Annotated in this window: 8 protein-coding genes; 2 read left to right on the top strand and 6 right to left on the bottom strand. The window is 72.3% G+C overall.

Features of this window, described 5'->3' with window-relative positions:
* The first annotated feature begins 202 nt into the window (after positions 1-202).
* Complete coding sequence (locus AC1DMN_RS15745) at positions 203-1,228, top strand: ABC transporter substrate-binding protein (RefSeq protein WP_477229802.1); 1,026 nt, start codon at positions 203-205, stop codon at positions 1,226-1,228.
* Positions 1,229-1,334: 106 nt separating this feature from the next.
* On the top strand, positions 1,335-3,365 hold the full coding sequence (locus AC1DMN_RS15740; RefSeq protein ID WP_477229801.1) for an iron ABC transporter permease: 2,031 nt from the start codon (positions 1,335-1,337) through the stop codon (positions 3,363-3,365).
* A gap of 199 nt (positions 3,366-3,564) precedes the next feature.
* Here the strand turns inward: AC1DMN_RS15740 and AC1DMN_RS15735 are convergent, their stop codons facing one another.
* The 6 genes from AC1DMN_RS15735 to kdpC form a co-directional block, all read right to left on the bottom strand.
* Positions 3,565-5,232, bottom strand: coding sequence for a phytoene desaturase family protein (locus tag AC1DMN_RS15735; protein WP_477229800.1), 1,668 nt, complete (start codon positions 5,230-5,232; stop codon positions 3,565-3,567).
* Between the two features lie 40 nt (positions 5,233-5,272).
* Positions 5,273-6,169, bottom strand: a complete 897-nt coding sequence (locus tag AC1DMN_RS15730) for a universal stress protein (protein WP_477230351.1) — start codon at positions 6,167-6,169, stop codon at positions 5,273-5,275.
* On the bottom strand, positions 6,169-7,674 hold the full coding sequence (locus AC1DMN_RS15725; RefSeq protein ID WP_477384555.1) for an APC family permease: 1,506 nt from the start codon (positions 7,672-7,674) through the stop codon (positions 6,169-6,171). The genes AC1DMN_RS15730 and AC1DMN_RS15725 overlap by 1 nt, the downstream gene beginning before the upstream one ends.
* A gap of 142 nt (positions 7,675-7,816) precedes the next feature.
* Positions 7,817-8,497 carry a response regulator gene (locus tag AC1DMN_RS15720; RefSeq protein ID WP_440732995.1) on the bottom strand — a complete coding sequence of 227 codons (681 nt, stop codon included), beginning with the start codon at positions 8,495-8,497 and terminating at the stop codon, positions 7,817-7,819.
* A complete protein-coding gene (locus AC1DMN_RS15715; protein WP_477230350.1) occupies positions 8,494-11,190 on the bottom strand; it encodes an ATP-binding protein in 2,697 nt (898 codons plus the stop codon). Before AC1DMN_RS15715 ends, AC1DMN_RS15720 begins: the two co-directional genes overlap by 4 nt.
* A gap of 41 nt (positions 11,191-11,231) precedes the next feature.
* Positions 11,232-11,873: a potassium-transporting ATPase subunit KdpC gene (gene kdpC / locus AC1DMN_RS15710; protein ID WP_477229798.1), complete on the bottom strand. Its 642-nt coding sequence runs from the start codon at positions 11,871-11,873 to the stop codon at positions 11,232-11,234.
* Between the last annotated feature and the right edge of the window lie 14 nt (positions 11,874-11,887).

Below are 11,887 nucleotides of genomic sequence, written 5' to 3'. Positions count from 1 at the left end.
CACGCGAGCCGCAGCTGGTCTGACCGCGAGCGGACGCGCGCCGACGCGCCCACGGCGCCCCATCGGCCCGACGGCCACCGCGCCTGCGCCCGCGCTCGGCCGCCGCGACCGGATCCGCCAACCCCTGACCAAGCCTTCAGCAACCCGACCGTCCCGACCCACCGACCACCCCGACCCACCGACTCACCGACCCTGGAGAACCATGCGCAAGCCCCTCGCCGTCCTCTCACTGCTCGCCGCCAGCACCCTCGCCCTCGCCGGCTGCGGAACGACCTCCGTCGCGGCGCCCACCAGCAGCGCCGCACCCGCCGCGAGCGCCGAGTGCGCCAAGGACTCCACGACCACCGCCACGGGGCCGGTCACTGTGACCGACGCCCTCGGCCGCACCGTGAAGCTCGACAAGCCCGCCGCGCGCGTCGCGGTGCTGGAGTGGCAGCAGGTCGAGGATGCGCTCACCCTGTGCGTGACGCCCGTGGCCGTGGCTGATGCGGCCGGCTACCGGCAGTGGGACAAGGCTGAGACGCTGCCCGAGGGCGTGAAGGACGTGGGAACCCGGCAGGAGCCGAACCTCGATGCGTTGTTCCAGGCCAAGCCGGACCTCGTCATCGTCGAGGCGCAGGCCCGCGACGACGCGATCATCGGCCAGCTCGAGAAGTACGGCGTGCCCGTGCTCGTCACGATCGGCGCCGACGCGAAGGATCCGGTGAAGCAGCTGCTCGCGACCTTCGGCCTCATCGCGCAGGCCACCGGCCGCACCGAACGGGCCGAGGCCGTCACGACGGAGATGAAGAACCACCTCGCGGAGGCGAAGAAGACCCTGGCCGCGGCGAAGCCCTCCAGCACCGAGTTCGTGTACTTCGATGGCTGGGTCGACGGCGGCACCGTGTCGCTGCGCCCCTTCGGCACCGGCTCGCTGATCGGCGCGATCGGCGCCGAGCTGGGGCTCACGAACGTGTGGAAGGGCGAGACCGACCCCGCGTACGGGCTCGGCAGCACCGACATCGAGGGCATGGCGACGGTCGGATCCGCGACGCTGCTGCACACCGGGACCGATGACCCCGACAGCGACAGCTTCATCACGGCGGCCCAGAAGAACCCGGCCTGGGCCTCGATCCCGGCGGTGAAGGAGAAGCGCATCCACGCGTTCCCGAGCGGCATCTGGACGTTCGGCGGACCGCGCTCGGCCGAGAAGATCGCCGACGCGTACGTCGCCGCGTTCGGCAAGTGAGCCGACGGCGGTGAGCTCGATGCGGGTGGACGAGCAGGATCCTGCGAGGCCGGTTGCGCGCGGGGCGGCGGAACGGACGGCCGAGGCGGGCACGGATGTGCGGGCGATGACCGGAGAAGCGGGCGCGAGCCCTGCGTCCGCCGTCCGCGCCCGCCTCGGCGCCGTCGGCGTGCTGGTCCTGCTCGCCCTCGCCCTCGTCGCCGCCGCGGGCTGGCACCTCACCCAGGGCACGAGCGGGGCCGTTTGGGCCAACCCCGACATCCTGCTCGGTGCGCGCCTGCCGCGGCTCGCCGCGGGCGTCGCCGTCGGCGTCGCGCTCGGCATGGCCGGCCTGCTCATGCAGTCGCTGGCGCGCAACGCCCTGGCCTCGCCCGACACGCTCGGCGTGACGGCGGGTTCGTATCTCGCCGTCACCGCGGTCGCCGCGTTCGGGATCTCGGTCCCGTTCTGGTCATCGGGGATCGTCGCGTTCGCCGGCGGACTCGTCGCGGCCGTGATCGTGCTGGGACTCGCGGGGGGCGCCGGATCCTCGACGACCCGGCTCGTGCTGGCCGGATCCGCGCTGGCCCTCGCGTTCCAGGCCGCGACCTCGGCGCTGCTGATCCTGTTCAGCGAGCAGACCAAGGGGCTGCTGGCTTGGGGGAGCGGCAGCCTCTCGCAGCTCGGGCTCGAGGCCTTCCTGCGCGCGGCGCCGGTCGTCGTGGTCGCCGGACTGCTGGCGCTGCTCCTCGCCCGCCGCCTCGACGTGCTCGCCCTCGGCGACGATCTGGCCGCGTCCCTCGGCGTGCGGATCCGCTCCACGCGCATCCTCGGGATCCTGCTCTCGGTGCTGCTGACCGCGACCGCCGTCACCCTTGCCGGTCCGCTCGGGTTCGTCGGACTGTGCGCGCCCGTGCTCGCACGCCTGCTCGTGCGGATCGTGCCGGGTCTCGGCCGTCATGCCCTGCTGCTGCCCGCCTCCGGTCTCATCGGCGCGCTCGTGGTGATCCTCGCCGACGCCTTGCTGCGGCTGATCATCGGCGCCGAGGGTGCGATCGCGGTGCCCACGGGCGTGGCGACGACCGTGCTCGGATCCGTCGTGCTCGTGGTGATGGCGCGGCGGCTGCGCGACTCCGGACCCACGCGGCGGCCGCCGTCGATCCGGTTCGGCGTGCGAGGGCCGCTGCGCTTCCGGCTGGTGCTCGCGATCGCGGCCGTGCTGGTGGTCGCGGTCGTGATCGCCGGCCTGCTGCTCGGTGCGACGCCGCTGCTCACCGGCGACCTGCTGCTCTGGCTGCAGGGGCAGGCGCCGCCGCAGATCGCGTTCGCGCTGGACGAGCGTGCGCCTCGGGTGATCGCCGCGGTCACGGCGGGGGCGGCCCTCGCGCTCGCCGGGTGCCTCACCCAGGCGGTGAGCCGCAACCCGCTCGCCGATCCGGGACTGCTCGGCATCACCGGCGGGGCGGGGCTCGGCGCCGTGCTCGTGGTGACCAGCGCAGCGGCCTCGACGTTCGGCATGCTCGTGGCGGCGGTGGTCGGCGCGATCACGGCGTTCGCCCTCGTCTACCTGTTGTCGTGGCGCGGCGGGCTCAGCGCGGACCGGTTCATCCTCATCGGGGTCGGCGTCTCTTCGGCCGCGGTCGCGCTCACCTCGTTCGTGCTGCTGCGCGCAAGCCCCTTCGACACCCCGAAGATCTACACCTGGCTGAGCGGCACGACGTACGGCCGGATCTGGGAGCAGGTCGTGCCACTGGCCGTGGTGCTGCTGATCGCGCTGCCCGTGGTGCTGCTGCGCGGCCGGGAGCTGGATCTGCTCGCCCTCGACGAGGACACCCCGCGCGTACTGGGCGTGAAGCTCGAGCGGTCGCGCCTGCTGATCCTCGCGGTGGCCGCGCTGCTCGCCGCATTCAGCGTGGTGGCCGTCGGCGTGATCGGCTTCGTGGGCCTCGTCGCCCCGCATGCCGCCCGCGCGCTGGTCGGCGCGCGGCATGCGCGCGTGGTGCCGGTCGCGGTGCTGCTCGGGGCGGTGCTGGTGGGCCTCGCCGATGCCGTGGGGCGCACGGTCATCGCGCCCGCGCAGCTGCCCGCGGGGCTCGTGGTCGCCGTGCTCGGCGCGCCGTACTTCGTCTGGCTGCTCTGGCGCTCCCGCGACGTGTGAGCCGGCGATCGTGGGGTGCGCGCTCGGCGGTGCCGGTGCTCACTCAGGAACCGGGGGGAGGCTCGCGTCCGCTCAGGACCCGGGGGAGGTTCACCTCCGCTCAGGTCGCAGAAACTGCTCCGATGGAGGCCCCTTCACAGCAGATAGTGCGACCTGAGCGGCGGGAGTGCGACCTGAGGGGGCGGCACGACGCTGCGGCTCAGCCCGCGGCGTCGGCCTCGAGCACCGCCATCGCGGCGTTGTGGCCGCCGATGCCCGAGACGGCGCCGCCGCGGACCGCGCCGGATCCGCACAACAGCACGTCCGGGAAGCGGGTCGCCACGCCCCAGCGCTGGGCGGGAGTGCCGAGCTCGGCGCCGTCCTCGGCCCAGGGCCAGGACAGCGGCCCGTGGAAGATGTTGCCACCCGGCATCGCGAGCGCTTCCTCCAGGTCGCGCGTCGTCTTGACCTCGATGCACGGCGCGCCCGCCGCATCGACGGCGAGGACGTCCTCGATCGGCTCCGCGAGGACCGAGTCCAGCGAGGCGAGCACGGCGGTCCGGATCCGGTCGCGCAGTTCGTCGTTGCCGATCCGGTCGACGAGGCGGTCGGGCACGTGCAGGCCGAACAGGGTGAGAGTCTGGGCGGGGGTGTCGCGGAGAGATTCGCCCAGGATCGTCCGGTCGCTCAGCGTGTGGCAGTAGATCTCGCACGGCATCGGATCCGGCAGCTCGCCCGCCTCTGCGCGCTCGAAGGCGGCCCGCAGCTGCACGCCGAGCTCGTTGATGTGGAAGGTGCCTGCGAACGCCGCCTCGGGCGCGACGGTCTCGTCGCGGAGTCTCGGCAGCCGGGTGAGGAACAGGTTCACCTTCGCCTGTGCGCCCTCGGGACGGACCGCGGCGGCGCCATCCGCGACGCCGGACGTGTCAGACGGCCCGGCGTCGCCGAGCAGCCGCTCGAGCACCGCGGGCGCGACGTTCGACAGGATCGTCCGCGCGGTGACCGTGCGGTCCTCCCCGCCGTGGCGGTACTGCACCGTGGCCACGTCCGTCGCCGCGTCCGTGGCCGTGCCCGCGAAGGCGCCGGCACCGGCTGGGGTCACCGACAGCACCTCGGCCTCCGTGAGGACGGTCGCCCCGGCGGCCGCGGCGGCTCGGGCGATCTCGCCCGAGACCGCGCCCATGCCRCCGACCGGCACGTCCCAGTCGCCGGTGCCGCCGCCGATCACGTGGTACAGGAAGCAGCGGTTCGCGTCGAGCGCCGGATCGTCGAGGCTGGTGAACGTCCCGATCAGCCCGTCGGTCGCGACGATGCCGCGCACCAGGTCGCTGCGGAACCGTGCGTCGATCGTCTCGCCGAGCGGGCGCTCGATGAACGCGTCCCAGACCTCGTCCTCGCCGAGACGGGCCTTCGCCTCGGCGCGTGTCGGCAGCGGCTCGGTCAGGGTCGGGAACAGCGCCTCCGCGATCCGCCGCGTCTCGTCGTAGAGCTCGTCCCAGGCCGCCACGTCCTCGGGGCCGACCCCGGCCCGCGCGAAATCGGCGCGGGCGCCCTCAGCATCGGCCGCGCGGTCGACGAGCAGGCCGCGGGCCGGGTCGAGCGGATCCGGCGTGTACGACGAGTAGCGGCGACGGACGAGGCTGATGTCCAGCCCGAGGTCGTCGATGATCCGCTGCGGCAGCAGGCTGACCAGGTACGCGTAGCGGGACAGCCGGGCGTCGACGCCCTCGAACGCCTGGGCGGACACGGCCGCACCGCCGACGTGGTCGTCGCGTTCGAGCACGAGCACGCTGCGGCCTGCCTTGGCGAGATATGCCGCGGCAGTCAGTCCGTTGTGGCCCCCTCCGACGATGACGGCGTCGTAGTCGGGGGTCTTCTCGTCGGGCATGGGAGATCCTCGTTCGTTGCGGCTGATCCTCGGATCCGGCTCACTCCGTCGTGGCCGCACCGGGTACGGCCACGACGGGGACCGGCGCGTAGCGGATGATCTTGGCCGCACTCGATCCCAGGAACACGCGGGCGATCGGGTGCGTCGACGAGGAGCCGATGGCGAGGATGTCGCCCTCCTCCCAGTCGAGCCGACGGATCGCGCGGGCCCAGTCGGATCCCTCGGCGATGGTGAACGTGAGCGTGTCGTCGTCGAAGCCCTGCGAGCGCAGGAACCCCTCCGCCTCGTGCTGCGCGTTGCCCGCCTGCATCCGCCACAGGTCGATCACCTGGGTCTCGGCGTGTCCCATCCGGGACGTGACGGGACGGCGGGGCGGGGCGACGACGAAGGTCACCACGCGCAGCCGTGCCCCCGTGCGCCGACAGATCTCGGCGACGCCGGTGAGCAGCGACCAGCTCGCGTCGTCGTCGCGGAACGCCACCGTGACGCGGGTCACGCCGCTGTCGGTGCGGTAGCCCCGCGGCGCGATGGCCACGGGCACCGGCGACGAGTGCACGAGCCGGTCGGTCTTCGAACTGAGCCTGATGCGGCCGGGCTCGGCGTCGCCGCTCGAACCGACCACGAGCATCCGCGCCTCATGCTCCATCGCCTGCTCGACGAGGGCCTGCGGCACGGAGCGCCCGCTCACCCAGACCGCCGTGCCGTCGACGCCGGGGTGCTGGGCGAGGTCGGCGCGCGCCTCCTCGGCGGTGATCTCGCCCTCGCTCGCCGCCCAGTCCTCGAACTCCCGGTCGGTGCCGCCGGCGAGCGGAGTGCCCCAGCCCTGCGGKACGACGGACACGGCGCGGACCGGCTGGGGCTCGGAGCGGGCGAACTGGCAGGCGAGTTCGATGGCGGAGCGGTCGTTGTTGTGGGGGCCGTAGCCGACGAGGTACATCACTYGGCCTGGTCTTCGAGCTCGGGGTGGATGGGTTCGGAGATCTCCTCGTCGGACGTGTAGGTGTTCAGCGTGGCCTTGCGACGCCCGTAGACGACGTAGAACAGGAACACGATCACGAGCCAGCTCATGCAGATGATCCAGGTGATGGGCTGCAGCTGGGTCAGCACGTACACGCACACCAGCACGGTGAGGATCGGCACGACCCACGGGCCGAACGGGACCTTGTACGGCCGCTCGATCTCGGGGTGGGTGCGGCGCAGGACCATCAGGGAGATCGCGACGATGCTGAACGCGACCAGAGTGCCGAAGGAGACGCTGTCCCACAGGTAGTCGGCCGGCACGAACCCGGCGACGAGGGCGACGATGATCGACACCGTGAGGGTGTTGAAGACGGGGGTGCCGAACCTCGGGCTGACGCGCTCGAACTTCTTCGAGACCATGCCGTCACGGGAGATCGAGAACAGGATGCGGGTCTGCCCGTAGAGGGTGACCAGGGTCACGGAGAACACGGAGATCACCGCACCTGCGGACAGGACGATCGGCCAGATCGGGCTCCCGGTCACATGCAGCAGGATCTTCGCGAGGCCCGCTTCGCCGGCCTCCTTCGTCGCGAACCAGCTGGCGGGCTCGGCGGCGAGGCCCGCGACGGAGACCAGGACGTAGATGACGGTGACGATCAGCAGCGCACCGATGATCGCGCGCGGGATCGCCTTCTGCGGGTTGCGCACCTCCTCGGACGCGGTGGCGACCGCATCGAGTCCGATGTACGAGAAGAAGATCACGCCCGCCGCCCCGCTGATCCCGGACGCCTGCCCGAAGAAGTTCGCGAAGTGGTCGGAGTTGAATGCGGTGAACGCGAGGACCACGAACAGCAGCAGCACGCCGAGCTTGACGCACACCATGATCGCGTTCACGGTCGCGGACTCCGACGCACCGCGGATCAGCAGCAGCATGCACAGACCGATCAGCACCACGGCGGGCAGGTTGATGAACCCGCCGTTCGCGGACCCGTCCGGGTTCGGGATGAACGTCAGCGACAGCGCCGTCGGCAGCTCGAAGTGGAACAGCTGCAGCAGCAGCTCGTTGAAGTACCCGCTCCATCCGACCGCGACGGCCGAGACGGCGAGGCCGTACTCGAGCAGCACCGCGCCGCCGACCAGGACCGCCGGCCCCTCACCCAGCGCGTGATACGTGTACGAGTAGCTCGACCCGCTGACGGGGATCGCCGACGCGAGCTCGGCGTAGCACAGCGCCGACAGCCCCGCGGCGATCGCCGCGAGCAGGAACGAGAGGATGACCGCCGGCCCCGCGAGGGGGACCGCGCTGCTGAGGACGAAGAAGACTCCGGTGCCGACGGTGGCGCCGACRCCGAACATCATCAGCTGGAACGTCCCCAGATTGCGGGACAGCTCCTCACCCTGATGGTGCCGGCGCTGAAAGATGATCGGCTTGCGACGCACGAGCTGTCGTCCGAAAGACATCGGGGTGTGATTGCTGGACATATGGCTCCCAAAGGCCGGAGGCGGGCGTCTTCGACCGCCGTTGCCTCATGTTGGCACTCGGTGAGAGCGATACCAACAACCTTTCGAAGCCGGCTGTCTGGGATCTCAGACTATAGTCTCGCCCGTTCGTCAGAACGGGGGATCAGGCCGGATCCAGCACCAGCCGGTAGCCCATGCCCTGTTCGGTGAGCAGGTGCTCCGGCGCGCTCGGAGTGCGCTCGAGCTTCTTGCGCAGCTGCGACAGGTACAGCCGCAGATAGCCGGTGTCGGTGATCTGCTCGGTGCCCCAGATCTCGCGCAGCAGCTCTTGCCGCGTCACGAGCGCGCCGGGGTGGCGGGCCAGATGCTCCAGGATCTGCCACTCCGTGGGAGTGAGGTGCACGCGGGATCCGCCGCGCGTCACGGCCTTGGCTGCCAGATCCACCTCCACCTCGCCGAAGGCGACCGACGACTCGGCCGGTGCTCCGCCGCGGCGGCGGGCGAGGGCGCGCAGCCGCGCGAGCAGCTCGTCGATCTGGAACGGCTTGGTGACGTAGTCGTCGGCGCCCGCATCGAGGGCCTCGACCTTGTCCGCGGATCCGGTCCGGCCCGACACGACCAGGATCGGCACGTCGCTCCAGCCGCGCAGCGCCTCGATCACGGCGATCCCGTCGAGCTTCGGCATGCCGAGGTCGAGCAGCACGATGTCGGGGTGGGCCTGCGCGGCCATCGCGATCGCGGCGGCGCCGTCGGGGGCGGCGATCACGTCGTAGCCGTGCGCGGCGAGCGTGATCCGCAGGGCGCGCACGAGCTGCGGGTCGTCGTCGGCGACGAGCAGTTTCATCGAGGATCTCCGTCCGTCGTGGGGCTCTCGCCGTTCGAAGCGCGCAAATGGTCGTATTCCGTGCTCGGATACGGCAAAGTGCGCGCTTCGAAACCAGCATCCGCGAGCGGCAGCGACACCACCATCGTGAGGCCGCCGCCGGGGGTGTCCTCGGCCGTCAGCGTACCGCCCATGCCCTCGGCGAAACCGCGGGACAGGGCGAGGCCGAGGCCGAGCCCCGTCGTGTTGTCGGTGTCGCCGTGGCGCTGGAACGGCAGGAACGCGCTCTCGCGCTGGTCCTCGGGGATGCCCTCGCCCCGGTCGGCCACGCGGATCTCCGCGCGCTCGCCGAGGCGGCTCGTCGACACGATCACGCGGACGCCGTCGGGCGAATGCCGGACGGCATTGGTGAGCAGGTTCACGAGCACGCGCTGCAGCAGCACCGGATCCGCGCGCAGCGCCGGCAGCACCGGATCCAGGGCGAGCTCGACATCGGCGGGGCCGAGCGACAGCTCGTCCAGCGCCGAGACCACGCCGCTCGCAGCATCCACCCGGCCCAGCGACACCGCCAGCACACCGGCCTGCACGCGGCTGACATCGAGCAGGTCGGTGACCAGGCGTGACAGCGTGGCGAGGCTCTCGTCGGCGGTCTCGACGAGCTCGGCGCGGTCCTCCGCCGAGAGGCGGTGCGCACTGCGCAGTCCGCCGACCGCGGCGACGGCGGCGGCGAGCGGGCGGCGCAGGTCGTGGCTCAGGGCCGAGAGTAGGGCGCTGCGCACCTGATCGGTCTCGGCGAGCACCGCGGCCTGGCTCGCGGTCTCGCGCAGGTCGGTGTGCTCGATCGCGGCGGCGAGCTGCGCCACGATCGCGTCGAGCAGCCGGCGTCCCGCCGCGTCGAGGTCGGCCCCGTGCAGCTCGAGGATCGCGCGCGGCTGTCCATCCGCTCCGATGCCGACCGGCACGGTCTCGACGCGCCCGGCGGCGGTCGATGCCGACGCCGATCCTGCTGCGGCGGATTCTCCGGCCGGGGATTCGCTCGGATCCTCGTCGCTCCGGGCGAGCGGCTCCCCGTCGGCGGCGATCACCGCGCCGTCGGGGGAGAGCAGCCGGATGCCGCTCAGTCCGAACGCCTCGCGTGCTCGTGCGACCAGGGCGGTGGGGGCGCTGTCGCCGCGCAGCACGTTGCCCGCCACCGCGGCGAGGAGCTCGGCCTCCCCGGCCGCGCGCTGGGCGGCGCGGGCGCGGCGGGCCGCCTGGTCCACGACGATGCTCACGAGCACCGCGATCACGACGTAGAGCGCGAGGGCGAGGGCGTGCAGCGGATCCGCGATCGTGACGGTGAACAGCGGATCGACGAAGAGGAAGTCCAGCGTGAACCCGCTCAGCACGGCGGCGAAGAGGGCCGGCCGCAGGCCGCCGATGAGCGCCACCACGACGACCAGCAGCTGGTAGCTGAGCACGTCGGTGGTGATGGATCCGGGTGCCTTGAGCGCGAACAGCAGCCAGGACAGCAGCGGCCCGCCGACCAGGGCCACGGCGAGGCCGATGAGCTGGCGCCGCCACCCGAGGGCTCCGCCTCTGATCGAGGGGAGCGGTCCGCGCCCGCCTGCGGCGGCGTGGGTGACGATGTGCACGTCGATGTCCCCGGAGCGGCGGATGATCTCCGCGCCGATGCCCGGCCCCGTGAGCGCTGCGGAGAGCCGGGAGCGCCGGCTCACTCCGATCACGAGCTGGCTGGCGTCGACGGACTGCGCGAACTCGACCAGCGCGCCCGGCACGTCGTCGCCCACGAGTTGGTGGTAGCTGCCGCCCAGGGATTCCACGAGGCCGCGCTGGGCGCTGAGTGCGCCAGGGCGATCGCCGCGCAGGCCGTCCTGCGTGGTGACGTGCACGGCGAGCAGCTCCCCGCCCGCCGAACGCGCCGCGATCCTGGCGCCACGGCGCAGCAGCGTCTCGCCCTCCGGTCCACCGGTGAGGGCGACGACTACGCGCTCCCTGGCCTGCCAGGCGCTGTCGATGCCGTGCTGGGTGCGGTAGCTGCGCAGCGCGCTGTCCACCTCGTCCGCCAGCCACAGCAGCGCCARTTCTCGCAGCGCCGTGAGGTTGCCGAGGCGGAAGTAGTTCGACAGCGCCGCGTCGATGCGCTCGGCCGGATACACCTGGCCCGCGGACAGCCGGTCGCGCAAGGTCTGCGGGGCGAGATCCACGACCTCCACCTCGTCCGCGTCGCGGATGACCTCGTCCGGGACGGTCTCCTGCTGCACGACGCCGGTGATCTTCTCGACGACGGCGTTGAGCGACTCGATGTGCTGCACGTTCACCGTGGTGATCACGTCGATGCCCGCGTCCAGCAGCTCCTGCACGTCCTGCCAGCGCTTGGCGTTGCGGGATCCGGGCGCGTTGGTGTGCGCCATCTCGTCGATGAGCGCGAGCTCTGGCCGACGGGCGAGCACCGCGTCGAGGTCGAGCTCATCGAGCTGCACCCCGCGGTGCGACACGGCCCGGCGCGGCACCTGCTCGATGCCCCGGGTCTGCGCCAGGGTCGCGTCGCGACCGTGCGTCTCCACGATCCCGATCGCCACATCGCGCCCGGCCTCGGCGAGACGTCGGCCCTCGCCGAGCATCTCGTAGGTCTTGCCCACGCCGGGCGCCGCACCCAGCAGCACGCGCAGGCGTCCGCGGGATCCGGATCCCCCCTCGCGCCTCGCGCCCATCATCGCCTCGCTCACTGCAGGTGCTCTCTCGTCGCCGGTTCTCACCGCTGCAGGGCGTCGAGGGCCTGATTCAGCGCGAGCACGTTCACCCGCTCCTCGCCGAGGAAGCCCGCATCGCGCGTTTGAATCCTAGACTCCACCAGCGAGCGGACTGCGGAGGCGTCCAGGCCGCGCGCCTCGGCGACCCGGTTCACCTGCAGCAGGGCGTACGCCGGGCTGATCTGCGGATCGAGGCCCGACGCCGAGGCGGTGACAGCGTCCGCAGGGACCGCGGATGCGGCGACGTGCTCGCGCGCCGCGATCGCCGCACGGCGCTCGGCGATCGCCTTGACGAGGTCGGGGTTGTTGGGCCCGAGGTTGCTGCCGCCCGAGGCCGTGGGGTCATAGCCGTTCTTGCCGGCCGCTGAGGGGCGGGGCTGGAAGTACTGCGGCAGCGCCTCGCCCTTGGCGTCGGTGAAGGACTGCCCGATCAGCGCGCTGCCGAGCGGCGCGTCACCGCCGGCCCAGCCGCCGACGGGTCGCCCCTTCGCGTCGACGAGGGATCCGTTCGACTGCCAGGGCAGCGCGAGCTGGCCGATGCCGGTGATCGCGAGGGTGTACCCGACGCCGAGGAGGAGGGTGAGCACGAGCATCGCGCGGACGGCGACGCCGGTGAGGCGGACGGTGCCGCGGAGGTTCGACATGGTGTGCGTTCCTT

Source organism: Microbacterium sp. 01T413_2 (assembly GCF_056398985.1).
Note: the sequence above shows the minus strand (reverse complement) of the source record. Positions and strands in the feature narration are given on the sequence as shown.

What these genes read in the sequence shown, in the direction of transcription:
- AC1DMN_RS15745 (WP_477229802.1), top strand. Translation starts at nt 203, where the DNA reads ATGCGCAAGCCCCTCGCCGTCCTCTCACTGCTCGCCGCCAGCACCCTC.
- AC1DMN_RS15740 (WP_477229801.1), top strand. Translation starts at nt 1,335, where the DNA reads ATGACCGGAGAAGCGGGCGCGAGCCCTGCGTCCGCCGTCCGCGCCCGC.
- AC1DMN_RS15720 (WP_440732995.1), bottom strand. Translation starts at nt 8,497, where the DNA reads ATGAAACTGCTCGTCGCCGACGACGACCCGCAGCTCGTGCGCGCCCTG.
- kdpC (WP_477229798.1), bottom strand. Translation starts at nt 11,873, where the DNA reads ATGTCGAACCTCCGCGGCACCGTCCGCCTCACCGGCGTCGCCGTCCGC.